We start from the raw sequence: 19,718 nt of genomic DNA, 5'->3' as shown, positions 1-19,718 counted from the left end.
CCACGAGCGAACCGAGGTACGTCATGAGCAGCCCGATCGGCCTCTCGGAGGGCTGCCGTGAGGCCCTTCAGCACCTGAGGGAGACACGGGAGATCAACACCGTGATCCTCCTCCTCGACGAGACCCCGGGGATGCTGATGCTGGAGGTGGAGTTGGAAGGCAACCTGACGCAGGACGAGCTCGTGTCGTCCCTGCCCGCGGACGAGGCGCGCCTGTTCGTCCACGAACTGTCCTTCGCCGCCCCGGACGGCGCACGCAGGCACGAACAGCTGCTGGTCTGCTGGATGCCGCCGAACGCCGAGGAGCGGGAAGAGGCCTACACGGCGGGCTACACCGCTCTCAAGGGCTACCTCCTGGACGTCCGCGTCCACCTCACGGCCAGACGGACGCCGCAGCTGGCGTACGAACGGCTCGTCGCCCTCGCCGGCTGACCCGGCGGGGCTTCCGCCCGCTCGGGCCGGAACGGCCGGCCCGGGTGCGTCCTGGCGCCACGTCCACGCCGTCGGCGGCGGCGCCCGGTCCCGCCGCCGACGCGGTCGCGGTCGTCGGCGTGACCACGGAGCGCGGAGAGGGGCTGCGGCCGGAGGTCACGTGGGGAGGCTGAGCAGGAGCAGCGGGCTGCTGGTCGGCTGGGGGGAGCCGCCCTCGGGCTCCAGGGTCAGTCCGACGGCGGATGCCCGGCCGGGATCCCCTTGCATGAGGCGGGCGCCGTCCTGGCGCAGGAGGCCCGCGGGGCGCATGGTGCCGTGGTCGTCGAACCACAACTGGTACGTCTTCCCGGCGGGCGCGGGCGGCAGCCCCGCGGCGACGAACACGGACTTGTTCAGCCTCGGGGAGGTCACCACGGAGGTGGTCGCCCCGCCGCTCGTCCGGCCGCGCACGGTCCGCGCGTCCGCCGCCGCCAACACCGCGGACACTTCCCTGACCCGCGCTTCGGCGTGCTGGGCCTGAGTGCGGTTCTCCTGGTGCTGCCAGACGGCGAGACCACCGAAGACGGCGGCCGCGGCGATGGCGGCCGCGACGACGAACGGACCGAGGCGGCGCGGCAGGAACCAGGACCGACGGGCCGGCCGGTCCGCCCGGGTGTGCGGGGGCAACTGGCGGACGCCTTCGACGGCCCGCATGACCGAAAGCTTCAGATCCGGGGGGACGGGCGCACTCACCGCGGCCGCCAGCCGGGCGGTCGTCGCGGCGAAGCCGGCGACCTCACGCGCGCAGTCGGCGCACTCCTCGAGATGGGCGGCGTAGGTACGGCGCTCCTCCTCCGGGAGCGAGTCCAGGGCGTACGCGCCGGTGAGGGCGTGCAGGTCTTCGTGTAGCCGGTGCTTCTTCACGTGGTCACCCCCATGCAGTCGCGCAGCCGGATCAGTCCGTCGCGCATTCTGGTCTTGATGGTCGGAAGCGGGGCCCGCAGTGTTTCAGCGACCTCGCGGTACGTCATGCCCTGGTAGTAGGCCAAGGTCACTGCCTGGCGCTGCAGTTCGGTCAGCCCGCGCATGCACCGGCGTACCTGCTCGCTCTCCAGCCGGGTCTCGACCTGCTCGGCGACCTCGTCGAAAGGCCGTGCCTGATCGCGCGCGGCAGTGGCCTTCTCACGGTTGGCCGAGGCTTGCGCGGACCGGACCCGGTCCACCGCGCGCCGGTGCGCGATCGTCGCCACCCATGTCATCACGGAGCCTTGAGCGGGGTGGTAGCGGGCGGCCTGGCGCCACAGGTCGATCATCACCTCCTGCGCCACCTCCTCGGACTGCGCCCTGTCCCGCACGACCTTGACGACGATTCCGAAGACGGTGTTCGCCACCGCGTCGTAGAGGACGGAGAAGGCGTTCTTGTCGCCGCGGCCCACCTGTTCCATGACGTCCTCCAGCTGGGGGCCGCCGGACCCGGTGTCGCCGGACTCGGTGCCGCCGAAGTGCGGCTGCTGCCTCATCGGCGCCCCCTCCCGCGTCCTCGGGCCCACAGCGGTGGCCCGGTGCCGAGGTGGCCGTCCTGGTGCATCCATGACATGAACAGTCCTTAACTGGCGGACGGTGGACCGGCCACCCCGCGTGTGCGGGGGCCGGCCGCGGACATCGCTCCGGTGGTCCTGAACGTCCTTCGTAGTGGCCACGGCCGCGGATTGCTCCAGGTTCCGGCCAACCGTGCGGCCCTCGCTCATCCGATCGGGGCAAGCGGGCACCTCCCGCCCGCGCGCCGGGCCCGCCGCCCGGCGGCAGCAAGTCCCCGGCAAGTCGCCGACCACTCCTCGGCCGGTCGCTGTCAACTCCTCGGAAAGTCCCCGGCGATCCCGACCAATCCGCCGGACGGACCACACCGAATGGCCGGTGTGAGCACCTTCCGTACCTCCCTGACCCGCGGCGCACTGGGCGCCGTGTCCGGTCTGCTGTCCGCCTTCACGGCCCTGGCGGTGGCCGAGCTCGTCGCGTCGCTGGTGCGGCCCCGGGCCGGACCGGTGACCGTGGTGGGTGGCGCGGCGATCGACCGGACGCCGGCCGCTCTGAAGGACTACGCGATCCGGACGTTCGGCGAGAACGACAAACTCGTACTGCGGCTCGGCATCCTGTCCGCCCTCGGTCTCCTCGCCGTGGCCCTCGGCGTCGCCTCGCCGCGCTACCGCCGCTCGGGAGCCGCGGGCGTGTTCCTCTTCGGTGCCGTCGGGGCGGCCGCCGCCCTCACCCGCCCCGACGCCCGGGGGCCGGCGGACGCCCTGCCCTCCCTGGCCGGCGCGGCCGCGGGCGCGGCCGTCCTCTTCCTCCTCTCCGGGAAAGCGGCCTCCCATCCTGCCCCGCGCCCTGCCTCGGGGCCCGGCGGCGGCGGGCCCGGCCCGGGCTTCCCCCGAAGGGGCTTCCTGGTGGCGGCATCCGTCACGGCCGTGGCCGCCACGGGGGCCGGAGCCGTGGGCAGGGCGCTGGCGGGGCGGCGCGGCGAGGGCGCCGTGGCCTCCCGAGCCGCGGTCACTCTGCCCGCCCCCGCCTCGCCGGCGCCTGCCCTGCCCGCCTCGGTGCGGCTGAAGGTCCCGGAGATCAGCCCCTTCACCACGGCGAACGACGCCTTCTATCGCGTCGACACGGCGCTGGTGGTACCCAAGGTCGACGCGGGCACCTGGCGGCTGAAGATCCACGGCAAGGGTGTGCCGCGGCCCCGTACGTACACCTTCCCGGAGCTCCTCGCACGCCCCCTCATCGAACGGGACGTCACCTTGACCTGCGTCTCCAACGAGGTCGGCGGCCCCTACGTCGGCCACGCCCGCTGGCTGGGCGTACGCCTGGCCGATCTGCTGGGCGAGTGCGGTGTCACACCGCCGTCGAAAGGCGGACCGGCCGACCAACTGGTGGCCCGATCGGTCGACGGCATGACCCTCGGCTCCCCGGTCGAGGACGTGATGGACGGCCGTGACGCGATGCTGGCCGTCGGCATGAACGGTCAGCCGCTGCCCTTCGCCCACGGCTTCCCGGTCCGGATGCTCGTACCGGGTCTCTACGGGTACGTCTCGGCCTGCAAGTGGATCGAGGACATCGAGCTCACCACCTTCGACGCGTACGACGCCTACTGGGTCAAGCGCACATGGGCCCGAAGGGGACCCGTCAAGACGCAGGCCCGTATCGACACCCCCAGACCCTTCGCCCGTCCGGCGGCCGCAACGGTGACGGTCGCCGGGGTCGCCTGGGCCCAGCACCGCGGCATCAGCAGGGTCGAGGTCCGCGTCGACGACGGCGCGTGGCAGGAAGCCGACCTCGCCGCCCAGGCCGGCCCGGACACGTGGCGCCACTGGTCCTACCCGTGGAAGGCCGACCCCGGCGGCCACACCCTCACGGTGCGCGCCACCGACGGCACCGGCCAGGTGCAGACGGAAGAGCGCACCCGGACCATCCCCGACGGAGCGAGCGGCTGGCACAGCGTGTTCGTGACCGCGGGATAACCCGGGACCCACAACGCCCGGACCAGGCCCCCAGGCCCCCCGGGCCACACCCCAGCACCCCCCGACCGGACCACCAGACCACCGGACCACCGGACCGCCCGTCCCGACAACACGTCGGGACGGGACAGAAGTTCAGCCCCCGTTCCGAAGTTCGGCAAACCCATCAGGAGATATCGATCATGACCAGTACCCTGCGCCTGCGCCGTACCGCCCTCGCCGTCGCGGCGGCGGCCGTGCTGCCGTTCGCGCTCACCGCCTGCTCGGACTCGGGCAACGACGGCGCGGCGGGTTCCTCCGCCGACCGGAGCGCCGCCGCCTCCGCCCCCGCGCAGTCCGATGCCGCGGCCGCGTCGACCACGCCGGACGGGCCGTTCGGGCCGGCCTGCTCGGGCGTCCCGAAGGACGGTGCGGGCAGCTTCGACGGCATGGCCAAGGACCCGGTCGCCACGGCCGCCTCCAACAACCCGGCGCTGTCCACCCTGGTGGCCGCCGTCAAGAAGGCCGGCCTCGTCGACACCCTGAACAACGCCAAGGACATCACGGTGTTCGCGCCGACCAACGACGCCTTCGCCAAGATCCCGAAGGCCGACCTGGACAAGGTCCTCGCCGACAAGGCCATGCTCACCAAGATCCTCACCTACCACGTGGTGGGGGAGCGGCTCACCCCGAAGCAGCTGGGGAACGGCTCCTTCGACACGCTCGAGAAGAGCAAGATCACCACCAGGGGATCGGGCGAGACGTACGAGGTCAACGAGAGCTCCGACGTGGTCTGCGGCGACGTGAAGACCGCCAACGCCAACGTCTACATCGTCGACACCGTCCTGATGCCGAAGTAGCCGCACCGTCCCTGTGACGCACAGGGTGGGCCGGAACCCCTCCTCGGGCGCCCCGGCCCACCCCCCTGCGTGCGGGCGTGCGGGCGTGCGGGCGGGCGAGGAGGCGAGACCGACCGCTGTGGCCCGGGGGCTGCGGCGGGTTCACGGCCGTGCGCACGCGGTACCGCCCGACCCGGCCGGCTTCCGCGTCCGGTGCCGTCCGGGCAGGAGGACCGGCGTGGCCAGCAGCAGTACGCCGGCGACGCCGATCGCGATACGGGCGTCGGTGACGGCGGCCAGGGCGCCCCAGAGGGCGGTCAGCGCGGCGATCGCGCCGGTGCCGGTCACCTTCCAGGCCACCAGGACCCGTGCGACCCGCTCGGCCGGGACGCGCTGGAGACGCTCGGTGGCGAGCAGCGGGTTGAACACACCGATGCAGGTGATCAGGACCAGTTCGACGGCGATGACCAGCACCACCCCCGCGTACCCGGGCATGACGAAGAACAGCCCGACCGGCCACACGGCACGCAGGGCGCCGGAGGTGATCAGCGTGCGGCGGTGGCCGTAGCGGGCCACCAGGCGTGGGGCGGCCCGGGCGCCGACGAAACCACCCGCACAGGACAGTCCGAAGGCGAGCCCGTACTGCCACGCCGGCCAGCCCAGATCGTCCAGCAGCAGGACGGCCAGCAGCGGTTCCGTGGCCATGATCAGCGCGTTGACGGTCACGGTGTTCCAGAACAGCGGGCGCAGGAGCGGGTCGTCGTGGATGAACTTCCAGCCCCTGACCAGGTCCGAGGCCCTCAGCCGCTCGGCTCCGGCCCGCTCGGCCCCAACCCGCTCGGAACGGCCCTCCTGCTGGCGGATCGCACCGATGCCGAGCGCCGACAGCAGGAACCCGGTGGCGTTGGCGATGAGGGTGACCGCGGGCCCCAGCAGGCTGATCGCCGCCCCGCCCAGGGGCGGCCCCACCGCCGTGGCGGTCCAGGAGGTCGACTCGAAGCGGCCGTTGGCCACCAGCAGACGGTCCGGGCGCACGAGCTGCTTGAGGAAGGCGCCGCCGGCGGCGGTGAACGCGATGTTCGCCGTCGAGCTGATCACGGAGACGACCAGGAGGTGGGCGTAGGTCAGACAGCCGGCGAAGTAGGCGGCGGGGACCGTCAGCAGGGTCCCGGAGCGCACCAGGTCCGCGAGGATCATGACGGGCTTCTTCCGGCGGCCCTCGACCCACGGACCCAGCGGGAGCGCGAGGAGCGCGCCGACCGCCATCCCGGTGGCAGCCAGCGCCGAAACGGCCGCCGGGCCGACGTGCAGCACCTGGATCGCGAGCAGGGGGAACGCACCGAATCCCACAGCGGTGCCGATGGTGGACGCGGCGAACGCCGACCACAGCCATCCGAACGAGCGCCCGAGCTCTTGCCGCGCCATCAAAGACCTGCCCTCACCCTCGTCCACGGCTTCCACCGCTTCCCCGGCTTCCACGGCGAGGATTCGACCAGGTGAACGGGCCGCCGGTCCAACAACCGCAGGATCCGTGAGCCACAACCCCAGGTTGTGCGCGCGTAGGCTTCGGACGTGGACATCAATGCCGTGCGCACCTTCGTCGCCGTCGTGGAGACCGGTCGGTTCCAGGAAGCCGCCGTGGACCTGCGCATCACCCAGCAGGCCGTCTCCAAGCGCGTGGCGGCCCTGGAGCGCGCGCTCGGAGTGACTCTGTTCGTCCGCACCGCCCGCGGCGCCCGCCTCACGCTGGACGGGCAGGCGTTCCTCCCGCACGCCCGCGAGGTCCTGCGGGCCGTGGAACGGGCGGCCGCCTCCGTGCGTCCCGGTGAGCGGGTGCTGCGCGTGGACGTCCTCAACCGGCGCATCGCCCCGGCCTCGGCCCTGCAGGGCTTCTACCAAGCGCATCCCGGCACGGACCTCGACGTGGTCACGCTCTCGGACGCGAACGCGAGCAGGGCGATCGACGCCGTGCTGGCGGGTGAGGTCGACGCGACCTTCCGTGCCGTACCCGTGGTCGGCCTGACCGAGGGGATCAGCGCCGAGCGGGTCCTGGACGATCCGCTCCAACTGCTCGTCGGACCGCGCCACCCGCTCGCCTCCGCCAAGTCGCTGGCCCCGGCGCGGCTGACGGGGCACCGGATCTGGATCCCGGGCATCAAGCAGGGCACCGAGTGGGCCGCCTACTACGACGAACTCGTGGAGACCTTCGACCTGCGCATCGACGCGGTCGGCCCCGATTTCGGGAGCGAAGCGCTGATGGACTCGATCGCCGACTCCGCCGCCCTGGCCACGCTCGTGGGCACCGGGGACCGGTACGTGTGGCCCGCGGCCCACGGTCTGCGGCGGATCCCGATCGAGGCACCGGCCCTGGTCTACCCGCACTCGTTCCTGTACCGGACGGCCAACCCGCACCCGACCCTCGCGGCACTGCGCAGGCACCTCGTCCAGGCGCGACCGACGCTGCCGGCGGACGCCTGGACCCCGAGCTGGGCCCGCGCACGCTCCTGAGACCTCGGGCCTCATCCCGCGGTACGGCGGTGCCCGGCCGTAGGGGGGTTCCGATCGCCGTGCGACCGCCGGCTCTCAGAACCCTGTCGCCGCCGGCGCGAGCCACGTGCTCGCTTCGCCGCGGCGCCGGCCGAAGCGCACCGTGCGTACTGACGCGCACTAGCCGAGAACCGTACCGGCGCGGGGAGCGACGTCAGTGAGGCCGCCCGGGAGGCCCGCGGGTTCGGCCAGGCGGGACGCGAGGCGCATCCGTAGTTCTCCCGCGGCCCGGCGGACCTCGTCAGACCGTGCCTGGTCGTCGAGCACGCCCAGGAGGATCATCAGGGCCCGGGCCTCGTCGCCGCCGATCAGCTTCAGTCGTGGCTCCGTCACTCCGTCGAGGAGTACCTCCAGCATCTCTTCCATGGAGGGATCAACGCCGGACCGCCCGGCGCGTCACCCGGTCCGGGGCCGGTGATCAGCCGGTCATGCCGAGTGCGTTCTCGGGACTGCAGAACGGGCACGGCCCGACGCCTTCGGCGAGCAGACGCCGGGCTTCCTCGCGGGTGATCGCCTTGCCCTCCGCCATGGAGCAGTCGCCGATGTGCACGGAAAGTGCCTCCGGGCCGTGCCCCGTCCGGACCGCTTCCAGTTTCCAGTCCGGCGCCGCGGGCGCGGGGGCCGCGCGGCGCGGTGCGCCGGCGGCCAGCTCCGCTTCCAGGGCGCGGATCGTGCGCTCGGCCTGTCGCTGCTGCCAGGCGAGCCAGGCCCGTACGGCCCGCCAGCTCTCCAGGCGGGCTTCCAGGCGGCCGTCCGGCTCCTTCACGACGACCTCGCCCCGGAGGCCGGCCCCCGGGGCGAGGTCAGCCCGGCGGAGGCCGCCCGGTGCAGCTCGACCTGGCCCGCGGTGCTCCAGCCGCCCTGCTCCCAGTAGGGATGCGAGCTGATCAGGCAGGAGAGCCGGATGAGCTCGCGCCGCAGCTCCGCCGTGCCGAGTGCGGGCTGGAGGGCGAGCCGGCCGTAGATCCGGATCTGCTGTCGCTTGAGGGTGACCAGGTCGTCAGGGAAGGGGAAGTGCGCCATCCCCTTATTGAATCAGTTGTTCGAATATTTGTGCGAGTCCTGGCTGTCTCCGGGGTCGGGTCGGTCGCGGGTTCCCGCGGCGAGTACGGCGGTGCGCAGGCCGGCGAAGTCGGTGCGGACCGGGTCCAGGGCGAGGAGTGAGGAGAGCGCGAGAGTGCGCTGGTCCCGCCTGTGCTCGTCCAGGGTCCGGGTGGGCAGGACGTGGAAGGCCCACTGGGTGAGGTCGAGTGGGTCCAGCGTCTCCTTGTCCTGGTGCTCGAGCAGGCAGAACACGTATACGTCCGCGCGGCGCAGGCGGGCCCCGTCCACGGCTCCCGTGGCCGCGTTCCAGCCTTCGGCCGGGGCGATGGAGAAGGAGATGGCGGACGGCTTGGACTGGCCCCACACCTGGAGGTAGGCCGCCGACTTGACCTCGACCTCGGGTCCGCCGGGCAGTCGGATGTCCACCGAGTCCCAGTCCACGCGCGTGCCGTGGGCGGCGTCGAGCGCGAGGGCGACGATGTACTCGGCCAGTGCTCCGCGCAGGGTGTTGCCGGCCAGGCCCGAGTACGCCCACGCCCAGAAGCCGAGCAGATTGCCGTGGGCGGCGCCGTCCAGGTGGACGGGTTCTTCTCCCGTGCGTCGGCGGGGCGGCAGCGCACCGAGCGTTTCGGTCACAGTGCTCCCGTCATGGCCGCGTCTTCTCCGGCTTCGGTGCGGGATCAGCCCTCGGGGTGCGTTCGACCTCGGAGACCCTGGCCTCGGCGATGTCGCCGGGGGTGCCGTTGGTGATCTCGGCCGGGACCGGTACGGATTCGCCGGTGGAGGATTTGCCCGGGCCGAGGCGGTCGACGAGGACGCCGGTGGATCCCAGGAAGTCGCCGTCCGCGTCGTGGAATTCGATCCGGACGAAGTAATCCGCTGTCCCGGGGCCGCTGTTGGTGATCCTGTAGGCGACCACGTAGGCGTTCTTCCCCCACACGTCGTGGTCCTGGCGGCCCTGGCGCGTGAGGGCGACGTCCTTGACGGCCGCCTTCTTGCCGGCATCGCCGCACAGGTCGGAGCGCCATGAGGTGAGGAGCTTCGCGCGGTCGGAGGCGGGCATCTTGGGGTCCGTGTCCTGGTCGTCCGCGAACTTCTCGCGGTCCTTCTCCTCGCCGAGGCACTCCAGGGAGTAGGCGGCGACGACGGACTTGACGGTCTGCGCGTCCGCGGCCTTGAGCTTGGCCCGGTTGTCGGAGACGGCCCAGACGGTGTCCATGAACTTCTTCTCGCCGGGCTCCAGCTTCGAGCCGTCGTAGGCGGGGGGCGGCTGTTTCGTGTCCGTTGCGCCCGCCGCGGTGGAGCTGCTGGGTGCGGGGGCGCCGGATGTGCCGGCCGTTCCGTCGCCACAGGACGTCAGGGTGAGGGCCAGGAACGACAGGGCGGCGGCGAGGCGCGGCTTCATGGGGGTCCTCGGATGGCTCGGGTCCGGGGCGGGCTCCCGGCGGCTGACGGGCCCCGCCGGTCGGGGCCCCGCGCTGCCCAACGAGTCGATCCCGGCCGGGTAATCGGCCAATTTCCGCGACGCTTCGCTGCATAGGTCAGTCATCGACATATGACGGTGAATGACCTATCGTCGTCCTCATGAGTGATCAACCACTGCGAGAGCCGACTCTGCTCATCCTCACCGCGATCGCCGACGCTCCACGGCATGGATACGCGATCGCCCGGGAGGTCGAGAAGATCTCGGAAGGCCGGACGAAAATGCGCACCGGAACGCTGTACGGGGCCCTGGAACGGCTCCTCGAAGAGGCACTCATCGCCGTCCACGAGGAAGAGGTGGTCGACGGGCGCAGGCGGCGCAGTTACGCGCTGGCGCCACGAGGGCGCGAGGTCCTGGCCGCCGAGGCGGCCAGGATCGCGCGTACCGCCCAGGAAGCGACCCGCCGTCTGGAGCTCGGAGGGTCCGGAGCCTTCGGCCGGGCGGTGACCGCGTGACCGCGCTGTTGAAGCTCTACCCGGCCGCCTACCGCCGGGAGTTCGGCGAGGAGATCGCCGACGCCTACCACGAGGCGACCGCGGGCGCGGGCAGGCCCGCACGGATGCGCGAGGCCGTCGATGTCGTCGGGCACGCACTGCGCATGCGGCTCGGGCTGGGTTCGGCGGGACGCGCCGGGCGGCTCGTCGCGGCCGTGGCGCCGTTCGCCGTCGTCGCGGTCGGGGTGAACGCGATGCTCTGGGCCAGGCTCACGGTCCCCGCCTTCGAAATCGGTCACCTGGTCGACGAGGTCGGCCTCGTCGTGGTGGCGACGGCCGCCGGCATGGCGACCGTCCTGGGATCCGTGCTGGCCCTGACCGGCCGCCCGGCGGCAGGCGCCTGGACGATGCTGGCGGGCACCGCGGCCGCCTTCGGCGCCCAGGCGCTCCGGACGGGCTTCGGCCCCGAGTTCGCGGTCATCGTCAGCGGGCCGCCCCTTCTCCTGGCGCTCGTGGCCGTGCTGTGTCCATCCGATCTGCGTCCCGCCCCGCGCCCGCGTACGGCGGCCGGGGTGGCCGCCGTGTTGGCGGGGGCGGCGGTCCTGGCCGTCGCTTCGAGGGTGTGGCCGTTCCCGTACGGACTGGACACCGCCCTGCCCGTGGCCGGCGGGCTGGTGCTGGCCGGGCGGCAGGCGTTCGCCCGGCTGCGTTCGGCCCCCGCGGTCCTTCTCGCGGGCCTCTCCCTCGCCGTGGTCTGCATGTCCACCGGGCTCCTGGGCGCGGACCCGCTGGTCCTCCCCCTCCTGCTGGGCCTGTTGCCGGCCGCGTCCGCCGCGGTGAGCGTGTACCGCCGGCGAGGCGGTTCGACGCCGTCGGCGTGAGGCGCGCGCCGTGTGTACGGCGCAGACGAACGCCCCCGGCCGCCTTCTCGGTGACCGGGGGCGTTCTGCGGGGCGCCTCGTCTCACGAACCGGCCGGTGAGCCCCCGAAGCGGGCGAGGTAGGGGGCCAGGCCGGTCGTGTCCTCGCCCGCCCAGCCCACGTACCCGTCGGGCCGGATGAGGAAGATCCCCTTGCCGTACGGCGCGTACGCCCCGATCCGGTGGACGTGCGTGAACTCGGGCTCCACGGGTGGTAGTTCCGCGTCCGTTCCGACGTCGAGCAGGGTGAAGTGCGGGCCGCGGAACAGGTCGAAGAGCCTGCGGCCGTCGGGGAGCGGGCCGTCGGGGGCGCGGTCGCCGGCCTCGAGGGCGCCCGCCGCGCCCTCGGAGAGCGGGCCGCCCCGGTAGCCCAGGCCGAGTTGGCGGGTGGCCGCGCCGCGCTGTTCCTCGCCGCGGTGGATCCGTGTGGACAGGCCCAGCATCTGATCGGCGACGGGCTGCCGCTCCTGCTCGTAGGTGTCCAGAAGCGCCGGGTCCGCGCCGTGGCGCAGTACCTGGCCGAGCTTCCATCCGAGGTTGTAGGCGTCCTGGACGCTGGTGTTGAGGCCCTGGCCGCCCGCGGGGGAGTGCACGTGGGCCGCGTCGCCCGCGAGCAGGACCCGTCCGGCGCGGAAACGGTCGGCCCTGGCCGCGCGCGGCCGGAAGCCGGAGGCCCAGCGGACCTCGGTGACGTCCCGCGCGCCCAGGTGGGTGAGGGCGGCGATCGCCGCGGGGATGTCGAGGTCGTCGGTCCGCGCGACGAACTGGTAGTCCTCGGTGCCCGGAAGCGGGCACAGCGCGGCGAAACCGCCGTCCGCGCCCGGGAAGAGGTGCCAGTGGTCGCGGTCCAGGGCGCCGGAGCGCAGGCGCACGTCGGCGACGACCATCGGAGCGGGGTCGACGCTCTCGCCGGTCATGTCGATGCCCAGGTCCTTGCGGACGGTGGACCGGCCGCCGTCCGCGGCGACGAGGTAGGCGGCGCGCAGGGTGCTGCCGTCGGCGAGGTCCGCGGTCACGCCGGCGGCGTCCTGGCGGACGCCGGTCGGCGCGGAGCCGAAGGCGACGCGGCCGCCGAGCGCGGTGAGGCGCTCGAACAGGATCTGCTGCGTGCGCCATTGCGGGAGCAGCCGGGCGCGCGGGTGGGGCTCGGTGTCCGTGGGACCGCCGACGTGGCGGTCGCCGAGCATGTCGTGCTCGCCGACGGGCTCGCCGTTCTGCCAGATCTGTCCGAGGGGGGCGGTGGCGCTGGCGGTCCGTACCGCGCCGCCGACGCCGAGGTCGTCGAGGACCTCCAACGTGCGCGGCTGCAGCCCCTTGCCCCGGGAGCCGGGGAAGAGGGTGTCGGCCCGCTCGACGACCAGGGCGTGGACACCGCGGCGGGTGAGGTCGAGGGCGAGGGTCAGTCCGGTGGGGCCGGCGCCGACGACGAGCACGTCGGGCGCCCCCCTTTCCTTAACGCTGTTAAGTGCGGTCATGGCTACGAGGATCGGCTTAACGCTGTTAAGTTGTCAAGGTGGTGAGAGAACGAGATGCGAAACCCGAACGGGCCCGGCTCGACCGGGCGACGGTGGCGGCCACCGCCCTGCGCCTGCTCGGCGACGTGGGCCTGGAAGGGCTGACCCTGCGGGCCATCGCCCAGGAGCTGGGCGTGAAGGCGCCCGCCCTGTATTGGCACTTCAAGGACAAGAGGGCCCTGCTCGACGAGATGGCCACCGAGATGTTCCGTCGGATGGCGGCGGACCTGGACGCGGCCCTGCGCCCACCGCGCGACTGGCGGGAAGCGCTGGAGGTCGCGATGCGAGGGCTGCGCGAGCACCTGCTGCGCTACCGCGACGGCGCCAAGGTCTACAGCGGCACGCACTTCACGGACATGAGCTACGCCGCGCCCATGGAGGCCCATCTGCGGACCCTGGTCGCCGGGGGCTTCACCGCGGGCGGGGCCGCCCGAGCCTGGTTCACGGCGTACAGCTACACCATCGGGTACGTGATCGAGGAGCAGTCGATGGGGCCGCTGCCCGGCTCGGACGGCGAGGGCTACGACCTCGACGCGCGAGCGGAGCGCCTCGCGGACTACCCGCTCACGACCGCGGCGGGCCCGGAGATGTTCCGCAACCAGGACGAAGGCTTCGAGGCGGGCCTCGCCATGGTGCTCGCGGGCATCGCCGCGACGGTGCTCCCGCCGTCCGGGGAACGGGGCCGAGGGTAGCGGGGACGCCTCGCGGAAGGAGCGGGTGGCGGCGGCCGGCCCCGCCGGGGGACTCGCACGCGGCCCGGCCGTCGGCGGGGTGTGCCACGCCCTGCGCCGACACGGCCGGCGCCGGCGGGCGACCCGAAGGCGTCAGTCGGCCGGGAGGATCCGGACGCCGAGCGCCGTGAGCTGCCCGAGCACGGCGCCGCGGGGGTCGGCGTCGGTGATCAGTCCGCTGACCGCCTCCCACGGCAGGACGCGGTACCGCGAGGCCGTGCCGATCTTCTCGGCGGAGGCGAGGACGTAGGTGTCCGCCGCGCGTGCGGCCAGTGCGCGCTTCATCGCGGCCTCCTCCGCGTCGCCGGTGGTCAGTCCCGCCTCGGGGTGGACACCGGCGACACCGAGCAGGCAGAGGTCGGCGGAGACGTTCCGGGCGGCCTCGGCCGCGGCCGCACCGCAGGCGACCGCCGAGTGCTTGAAGACGCGGCCGCCGAGCAGGAAGATCTCCGCCCGCGGATGGTCGAGCAGGGCCGCGGCGACGGTCGGGCTGTGTGTGATCACGGTGCAGGCCAGGTCCGGCGGGAGCGCGCGGGCGACGGCCAGGGCGGTGGTGCCGCCGTCGAGGATCAGCGTGCCGCCGGGTCGCACCAGCCCGGCGGCCACCGCGGCGACCTTCCGCTTGCCGCCGGTGGCCACGGCTTGGCGGGCGGAGTAGTCCGCCGCGGCCGGCGAGACGGGGAGCGCTCCGCCGTAGACCCGCTGACACAATCCCTCGGCCGCGAGATCGCGCAGGTCACGCCGCACGCTGTCCTCGGAGATCCCCAGCTCGGCGGCGACGTCCTTGGCCACGACCTTGCCCTCGCGGGCGAGCAGGCCCAGCAGGTGTTCGCGCCGTTCAGCAGCCAGCATTCGCATTCTCTCCTGTTCTTGCACGGTTCTGCATGTATCGTAGCGCGTCATGACCGACAAGCCCCCGTTTTCCCGACCCGGCATCGAGTTCCCCGACCACCGGGGCCGCACCGGCCTCGACCGCGCCGGCCGCGACCTGGCGCGCAACCCCGGCGTGGTGGTGCGCGACGTCGAGCTCACCTCCCAGGGCTGGCACGTACTGCGCCGCACCACCTTCGACTACCGGCGCCGCGACGGGCGTTGGATCACTCAGCGGCACGAGACCTACGACCGGGGCAACGGCGCGGTCGTCCTGCCCTACGACGCCGGCCGCCGCTGCGTCCTGCTCATCCGCCAGTTCCGCTATCCGGCCTACGTCAACGACCATCCCGACGGCATGCTCGTCGAGGCTGCCGCGGGGCTGCTCGACGCGGACGACCCGCAGTCCGCCGTCAGGCGGGAGAGCGCCGAGGAACTAGGCGTCGACCTCGGCCCGCTCACCCACGTGCTCGACGCCTACATGAGCCCCGGCTCGGTCACCGAGCGCCTGCACTTCTTCGCCGCCCCGTACACCCCCGCCGACCGGACCGGGGCCGGCGGCGGACTCGAGGAGGACGGCGAGGACATCGAAGTGCTCGAACTGCCCTTCGCCGAAGCCCTCGCCATGACCCGCGACGGACGCATCACGGACGGCAAGACCATCCTGCTCCTGCAATGGGCGGCTCTGGACGGGCCGTTCGCCCCCGCGGCGGCCGCACACTGATCGGGTCGTCGGTAGGCCCGCGCTGCGCCTCGGGGCGGGGGCCGGGGCCGGAGCCGGGGTCCAGCGAGGGGCGCGTACGTCTTCATCTCCGGTGGAATCCGGACAGGAGGTCAGATTGACGCCATTTCCTACGGATCCGGCCGCCGCGGCGTCGGCCTGGCGCTACACAGGAACAGGGGGTGGGCGTCCGCTGCCCCCGTAGACGTTCTGGTGGTACGGGGGGCTGGACGCTGTGCTGACGATCAACGTGGCGGTACTGCTGGTGGTCATCGTCGTTCTGCGGCTGCGCCGCCGTACACAGGCCCGCAGCCGGTCCGACGAGAGGATGACCGTGCTCATCGTCCTGGCGCTCGGCATCATCCTTGCTCCCACCGAGGTCGGCCAGGACCTCGCCGCCTTCCTGGGCCAGCTCGTCAGCAGCGTCTCCCAGGCCGCCCAGTGACGCGGCGGCCCGGAGCCTCGTACCGGATCGCCGCTTCCCGTCCGGGGACCAGGCGTTGAGCGGGCGCCGGGGTCCTGCCCGTCGTCCTGCCCGCCCTTCCGTCCGTCGTCCTGTCCGACGGGCCGGTCGACGCGCCGGTCGACGGCCGCGGCGCCGGAAGGATCAGGGCCTGGAACAGGTGGTCCTCGCCGCTCTCGCGGCCGCGGTCGTCCTGAGCCTGGCGGCCGCCGCGCTGCGGTGGCTGACCGCACACCCTTGGACCGTGGCTGCCGCCCTGGCGGTGGGGGGCGCGGCCGCCGCGTCCTGGGTGTGGCGGCACGCGGAGGCCGCCCGGCGCGACCAGGTCCGGGCGAACGGCCTGCGCTACGCGCTCGGACAGCTCGACGGCCTGCACCACCGGGACTTCGAGTTCGCGGTACGGGACCTGATGCGGCGCGACGGCTGCGCCGACGCACGGCAGGTCGGCGGGCGCGGCGACAACGGGGCCGACGTCAAGGCCACCGACCCCTACGGGCGCCGGTGGGTCATCCAGTGCAAGCACCGCACGGCCGGCTGGTCCGGCAAACCCGTCGGCACGCCCGACCTCCACGTGCTCAACGGCACCGGCAGGCAGGTCCACCACGGCGACGTCCTGGTCATGCTGACCAACGGCCGCATCACCGACGACGGGGCCCGGTTCGCGCAGTCCCAGCGCCTCCACCTGGTCGACCGTCGCCTCCTCGCCGAATGGGCCGCCGGTTCCCGCCCCCTGTGGGACCTCCTGCACGCCCTCCCGCCGGCCGGGCGGGGGGTCGTCCCCTGAGCCCTCCGAGAGCGGTCGGAGGGCAGCCGCGAGCGGTCAGAGGGCGGACGAAGGGGAAGCGGGCCACGGGACGGTGGTCTCGGCCGCGGCCTCGTAGTCCACGCCGGGCACGTCCCAGCCGTAGAGCCGGCCGACCTGGTCACGGAACCAACCCGTGTCCGCGCTGGCGGCCAGGGTGTCGGCGTCGACCCGGTCCCACGCGGCACGCACCGCCGTCTGGACCCCGGGATCCATCTCCCAGCCGTCCAGCCGGATGCGGCCCTGGTCGTCCAGGCCGAGTGCGGCGTCACCGGCGAGCCGGGACCACAGGTCCGCTGCCTGGTCGACGGTTCCCTGCCAGCCGTCACCGATGACGCGGTGAAGGATGCTGGTGTAGAGCGCGATGCTCGGAATGGCGGTGGAGGCCTGGGTGACCGCCGCGCCCGCGACGACGGTGTAGGCGCGCCCCGTGCCCTTCAGCCGCGAGTCGATCGTGCGCGCGGTGTCCTCCAGGTGCTGCTTGGCGGCGCCGATGGTCCCCGCCCGGTAGATGGGGGCGGTGATGTCGGATCCGACGTACGAGAGGGCGACGGTCCGGAAGCCGTCGGCGAGCAGGTCCTCGGACCGCAGGGCGTCGATCCACATCTGCCAGTCGGCGCCGCCCATGACCTGTACGGTCGCCTCGCGCTCGGCCTCGTCGGCGGCCTGCAGGTGCAACGCGCCGATCTGCGGGACGCCGTCCTCGAACACCAGGGTCTTGGCCCGGTAGTCGGTGCCGAGCGGCTTGATGACGGAGTGGTGGACCTCGCCCGTCAGCGGGTCCGTGCGACGCGGGGCCGCGATGCTGTAGATGAGCAGGTCGATCTTGCCGAAGCGGGCGGCGAGGTGGCCGACGGCCTCCTTTTTGACGTCGTCGGAGAAGGCGTCGCCGTTGAGGAAGGTGAAGTCGGCGCCGGCCTCCGCGGCGAGTTCGGCGGTCCGCGCGGTGCGGTACCAGCCCGCGCCGGCGGTGCGGCGCTCGGTCCCGGCGGCCTCGAAGGCGATGCCGAGGCCGCGCATCCGATGGGCGCGCAGGCCGACCAGGGTCGCGGCCAGTCCGTAGCCGGCGCTCGAGCCGATGACGAGGGCGACCGGTCCGGGCCGGTCACCGGAAGGGTCCGGCGTCTGCTGCCACATGCGGTCGACCACCGCTCGGCAGCCCGTCGGATGGCTGTTGACGTAGAGGTAGCCGCGGTGGGCGGGCTTGATCTCGCGGAGGCTCACTCGTGGGGTCCTTCGGGCGTGGGGCGCGTGGTCGCCGCGGCGGTGCGCGGCGCCGCGCGGCGGCGGACGTCGGCGGCGTGTCCAGCCGACGAGTGGCTCCGTCGGGTACGACGATGCCGGACGTGCCCCTCCGGGCGGTGACCGCAGACGCCGTCCGGGCCCCGGATCTCACCCCGTACGGGCCGTGTTCACATCCTCGGTGCGCACGGCCCGGACCGCTGATGGTGATCATCGCCAGAAGTGGCCGCGGATTCTTGTCGGTGTCCTATCCGTTCGCGTGAGACCGCCGGGCGCGCCCGGGACCGGCCGCGGCGCGCATCATCCGGCCGTGACGGGCTAGAAGGCCCTCATGAAGCGAAGTCGCGGTTCTACGGTGCGCGGTGCCTGGCCGCTCCTGTTCCTGCCCGTCCAGGCGGCCCTGATGGTCGGTCTGGGACGGCTGGTCACCGGGCCGGCGGCCCGGCACCGGCCGCTGTCGGCGGAGGACTCGGCCGCCCGGAACCTGCTGGAGCGCCGGGGTGAAGTAGGCGACAGCGTCTCGGAGTTGTTCTCCGTGCTCGCCGGTACGCAGGCCGTCGTCGGCGTGACCCTGGTGTGCGTCCTCGCCCTGCTCGTGCTTCCCCGCGTCCCGCACCGGACCGAGGCGTTGTTCCTCGGGGTCTCGGTCGCCGCGCAGTCGGCGGTGTTCCTGTGCGTGACGTCCTTCGTGGACCGTCCGCGTCCCGAGGTTCCCCACCTGGACGCCGCGCCGCCGACGTCGAGCTTCCCCTCCGGGCACGTCGGCGCTTCCCTCGCGCTCTACGGGGGACTGGCCGTCATCGCCGCGCTGCGCATGCGCGGCCCCTGGCGCCACGCCGTGGCCGGCTCCCTGCTGCTGATCGCGCCGGCCGTCGGGCTGTCGCGGATGTACCGGGGCATGCACTACCCCAGCGACGTCGCCGGCGGCCTGCTCAACGGCACGGTGACCCTGCTGATCACGGCGCTCGCGCTGCTGTACGGGAGGCGATCCGCTCCGCAACCCGCCCCCCGTGAGGAAGGGCCCGGCCGAGCGGCGCCCGCCTCCCGCACCGGCCGTCCGGTCGTCGTCGTACGCCACCCCCACGGATGCTCCGACGAACTCGCCGACAGGCTGGGCGCCGTGCTCCTGCGCCACGGCCACCGGGACATCCGGTGGATCCTGACCTCCGCCGAGCGTCCCGGCGGCACCCTGGCCGAGGAGCTCCCCACCGTCCGACCCGCCCTCGTGGTGGTCTGCGGGGGCGACGGAACCCTGCGCGCCTGCGCGGACGCCCTGGCCGGCACGGGGATCCCCTTGGCCGTGGTGCCCTGCGGGACCGGAAACCTCCTCGCCCGGAACCTGGGCCTGCCGATGGACCCGGCGACCGCCCTGGACGAGTCCTTGTCCGGCGACAGCTACGGGATCGACGTCGGCCGGGTCCGGGGCGACGGCCTCCCGCCGACGCGGTTCACCGTCATGGCGGGCGCCGGCTTCGACGCCGCCATGGTCCGGGACACCTCCCCGCGGCTCAAGTCACGGATGGGGTGGGCCGCGTACGTCCTGTCGGCCCTGCGGCACCTCAACGATCCCCGCGTGCGGTTGACGATCCGCATCGACGGGGGCCGCCGTCGGCGGCGCCGGGCCCGCATGGTCGTCATCGGCAACGTCGGCACCCTCCAGGGCGGCCTGCCCCTCCTGCCGACGGCGCGGCCGGACAGCGGACACCTGGACGTCGTGCTGTTCGACCCCCGGGGCGCCGCGGGATGGCTCACCGCGGCGGGACACCTGGTGTCCCGCCTCCTGCGCCGTCGCGCGCCGGCGCCGGCCGAGCCGGCGGCCTCGGCCGGGGCGGGAACCGGATCCGGGACCTCGGCCGCGGCCGGGCGCAGCGAGGCCGGCGGCACGCTGGAGTACTTCCGCGCCACGCGGATCGACGTCCGCTGCGCCGCACCGCAGCCGCGCGAGCTCGACGGTGACGCCGTGAGCGACGGCCTCCGCCTCACCGCGGAGATCGAACCGGGCGCGCTGCGGGTGTACCTGCCCCGCGCACCCGGGGCACCGGCCGCCCCGGCGCGGGCGGCCGGCGCGCCCGCCGATCGCGTCGCGCACCTCCCGGCGGCAACCGGCCCGCGGCCCTGAGGCCCGCGCCCCCGGGCCCGGGAGGCCCCGGCCCCGCAAGGCCGCCTTCCGGGCCCTCGAGTGACCGCGGGGCGCGCGCTCCGAGGGATCCGGGC

22 protein-coding genes are annotated in these 19,718 nt (G+C 73.6%); 11 read left to right on the top strand and 11 right to left on the bottom strand.

Annotated features, from left to right (window positions below; genetic code table 11):
- Nucleotides 1-23: 23 nt before the first annotated feature.
- Nucleotides 24-431: a cofilin family protein gene (locus tag ABZY44_RS15200; RefSeq protein WP_356653749.1), complete on the top strand. Its 408-nt coding sequence runs from the start codon at nucleotides 24-26 to the stop codon at nucleotides 429-431.
- A 156-nt stretch (nucleotides 432-587) separates the two neighbouring features.
- On the opposite strand, the gene ABZY44_RS15195 is transcribed toward ABZY44_RS15200, so the two are convergent.
- Entirely contained in the window at nucleotides 588-1,334 is a 747-nt protein-coding gene (locus ABZY44_RS15195; protein ID WP_356653747.1) for an anti-sigma factor, read from the bottom strand.
- Nucleotides 1,331-1,930, bottom strand: coding sequence for an ECF RNA polymerase sigma factor SigK (sigK, locus tag ABZY44_RS15190; RefSeq protein WP_356653745.1), 600 nt, complete (start codon nucleotides 1,928-1,930; stop codon nucleotides 1,331-1,333). The genes ABZY44_RS15195 and sigK overlap by 4 nt, the downstream gene beginning before the upstream one ends.
- 387 nt (nucleotides 1,931-2,317) lie before the next feature.
- On the opposite strand from sigK, the gene ABZY44_RS15185 reads away from it, so the two are divergent.
- Nucleotides 2,318-3,919, top strand: a complete 1,602-nt coding sequence (locus tag ABZY44_RS15185) for a molybdopterin-dependent oxidoreductase (protein WP_356653743.1) — start codon at nucleotides 2,318-2,320, stop codon at nucleotides 3,917-3,919.
- A gap of 179 nt (nucleotides 3,920-4,098) precedes the next feature.
- Nucleotides 4,099-4,755 (top strand): fasciclin domain-containing protein, encoded by a 657-nt coding sequence (locus ABZY44_RS15180; protein ID WP_356653741.1) that lies wholly within the window; start codon nucleotides 4,099-4,101, stop codon nucleotides 4,753-4,755.
- A 141-nt stretch (nucleotides 4,756-4,896) separates the two neighbouring features.
- Here the strand turns inward: ABZY44_RS15180 and ABZY44_RS15175 are convergent, their stop codons facing one another.
- Nucleotides 4,897-6,159, bottom strand: a complete 1,263-nt coding sequence (locus tag ABZY44_RS15175) for an MFS transporter (protein ID WP_356653805.1) — start codon at nucleotides 6,157-6,159, stop codon at nucleotides 4,897-4,899.
- Nucleotides 6,160-6,306: 147 nt separating this feature from the next.
- Here ABZY44_RS15175 and ABZY44_RS15170 point away from each other — a divergent pair, with 147 nt between their 5' ends.
- A complete protein-coding gene (locus ABZY44_RS15170; RefSeq protein ID WP_356653739.1) occupies nucleotides 6,307-7,242 on the top strand; it encodes a LysR family transcriptional regulator in 936 nt (311 codons plus the stop codon).
- A 159-nt stretch (nucleotides 7,243-7,401) separates the two neighbouring features.
- On the opposite strand, the gene ABZY44_RS15165 is transcribed toward ABZY44_RS15170, so the two are convergent.
- From ABZY44_RS15165 to ABZY44_RS15145, 5 genes are read right to left on the bottom strand one after another with little or no spacing between them, the layout of a single operon-like run.
- Complete coding sequence (locus tag ABZY44_RS15165; RefSeq protein ID WP_356653737.1) at nucleotides 7,402-7,647, bottom strand: hypothetical protein; 246 nt, start codon at nucleotides 7,645-7,647, stop codon at nucleotides 7,402-7,404.
- A gap of 52 nt (nucleotides 7,648-7,699) precedes the next feature.
- Entirely contained in the window at nucleotides 7,700-8,047 is a 348-nt protein-coding gene (locus ABZY44_RS15160; protein WP_356653735.1) for a DUF6233 domain-containing protein, read from the bottom strand.
- Nucleotides 8,044-8,304 (bottom strand): hypothetical protein, encoded by a 261-nt coding sequence (locus tag ABZY44_RS15155; RefSeq protein ID WP_356653733.1) that lies wholly within the window; start codon nucleotides 8,302-8,304, stop codon nucleotides 8,044-8,046. The genes ABZY44_RS15160 and ABZY44_RS15155 overlap by 4 nt, the downstream gene beginning before the upstream one ends.
- A gap of 12 nt (nucleotides 8,305-8,316) precedes the next feature.
- A complete protein-coding gene (locus ABZY44_RS15150) occupies nucleotides 8,317-8,961 on the bottom strand; it encodes a hypothetical protein (RefSeq protein WP_356653731.1) in 645 nt (214 codons plus the stop codon).
- Nucleotides 8,962-8,971: 10 nt separating this feature from the next.
- On the bottom strand, nucleotides 8,972-9,730 hold the full coding sequence (locus tag ABZY44_RS15145) for a hypothetical protein (protein WP_356653729.1): 759 nt from the start codon (nucleotides 9,728-9,730) through the stop codon (nucleotides 8,972-8,974).
- Nucleotides 9,731-9,909: 179 nt separating this feature from the next.
- On the opposite strand from ABZY44_RS15145, the gene ABZY44_RS15140 reads away from it, so the two are divergent.
- Together ABZY44_RS15140 and ABZY44_RS15135 are read left to right on the top strand one after the other, a co-directional pair.
- Nucleotides 9,910-10,263, top strand: a complete 354-nt coding sequence (locus ABZY44_RS15140; RefSeq protein WP_356653727.1) for a PadR family transcriptional regulator — start codon at nucleotides 9,910-9,912, stop codon at nucleotides 10,261-10,263.
- Entirely contained in the window at nucleotides 10,260-11,123 is an 864-nt protein-coding gene (locus ABZY44_RS15135; RefSeq protein WP_356653725.1) for a hypothetical protein, read from the top strand. Before ABZY44_RS15140 ends, ABZY44_RS15135 begins: the two co-directional genes overlap by 4 nt.
- 82 nt (nucleotides 11,124-11,205) lie before the next feature.
- Here ABZY44_RS15135 and ABZY44_RS15130 read toward each other — a convergent pair whose 3' ends face one another.
- Nucleotides 11,206-12,636, bottom strand: coding sequence for an FAD-dependent monooxygenase (locus tag ABZY44_RS15130; RefSeq protein WP_356653723.1), 1,431 nt, complete (start codon nucleotides 12,634-12,636; stop codon nucleotides 11,206-11,208).
- Between the two features lie 41 nt (nucleotides 12,637-12,677).
- On the opposite strand from ABZY44_RS15130, the gene ABZY44_RS15125 reads away from it, so the two are divergent.
- Nucleotides 12,678-13,367, top strand: a complete 690-nt coding sequence (locus ABZY44_RS15125; protein ID WP_356653803.1) for a TetR/AcrR family transcriptional regulator C-terminal domain-containing protein — start codon at nucleotides 12,678-12,680, stop codon at nucleotides 13,365-13,367.
- Between the two features lie 132 nt (nucleotides 13,368-13,499).
- Here the strand turns inward: ABZY44_RS15125 and ABZY44_RS15120 are convergent, their stop codons facing one another.
- On the bottom strand, nucleotides 13,500-14,258 hold the full coding sequence (locus tag ABZY44_RS15120; RefSeq protein ID WP_356653721.1) for a DeoR/GlpR family DNA-binding transcription regulator: 759 nt from the start codon (nucleotides 14,256-14,258) through the stop codon (nucleotides 13,500-13,502).
- A 49-nt stretch (nucleotides 14,259-14,307) separates the two neighbouring features.
- On the opposite strand from ABZY44_RS15120, the gene ABZY44_RS15115 reads away from it, so the two are divergent.
- The 3 genes from ABZY44_RS15115 (at nucleotide 14,308) to ABZY44_RS15105 (ending at nucleotide 16,244) form a co-directional block, all read left to right on the top strand.
- On the top strand, nucleotides 14,308-15,000 hold the full coding sequence (locus ABZY44_RS15115; RefSeq protein ID WP_356653719.1) for an NUDIX domain-containing protein: 693 nt from the start codon (nucleotides 14,308-14,310) through the stop codon (nucleotides 14,998-15,000).
- Between the two features lie 232 nt (nucleotides 15,001-15,232).
- Nucleotides 15,233-15,442: a hypothetical protein gene (locus ABZY44_RS15110; protein WP_356653718.1), complete on the top strand. Its 210-nt coding sequence runs from the start codon at nucleotides 15,233-15,235 to the stop codon at nucleotides 15,440-15,442.
- A gap of 178 nt (nucleotides 15,443-15,620) precedes the next feature.
- Nucleotides 15,621-16,244 carry a restriction endonuclease gene (locus tag ABZY44_RS15105; protein ID WP_356653716.1) on the top strand — a complete coding sequence of 208 codons (624 nt, stop codon included), beginning with the start codon at nucleotides 15,621-15,623 and terminating at the stop codon, nucleotides 16,242-16,244.
- 36 nt (nucleotides 16,245-16,280) lie between these two features.
- On the opposite strand, the gene fabV is transcribed toward ABZY44_RS15105, so the two are convergent.
- The gene (fabV, locus tag ABZY44_RS15100; RefSeq protein ID WP_356653714.1) at nucleotides 16,281-17,486 is read right to left on the bottom strand and encodes an enoyl-[acyl-carrier-protein] reductase FabV; all 1,206 of its coding nucleotides are present in this window, start codon (nucleotides 17,484-17,486) and stop codon (nucleotides 16,281-16,283) included.
- Nucleotides 17,487-17,835: 349 nt separating this feature from the next.
- On the opposite strand from fabV, the gene ABZY44_RS15095 reads away from it, so the two are divergent.
- Complete coding sequence (locus tag ABZY44_RS15095) at nucleotides 17,836-19,623, top strand: diacylglycerol kinase family protein (protein WP_356653712.1); 1,788 nt, start codon at nucleotides 17,836-17,838, stop codon at nucleotides 19,621-19,623.
- Nucleotides 19,624-19,718: the final 95 nt, after the last annotated feature.

It is taken from the genome of Streptomyces sp. NPDC006544, assembly GCF_040611715.1.
In the GTDB taxonomy this organism is placed as follows: domain Bacteria; phylum Actinomycetota; class Actinomycetes; order Streptomycetales; family Streptomycetaceae; genus Streptomyces.
This window is presented reverse-complemented; position numbering and strand designations above follow the sequence as displayed.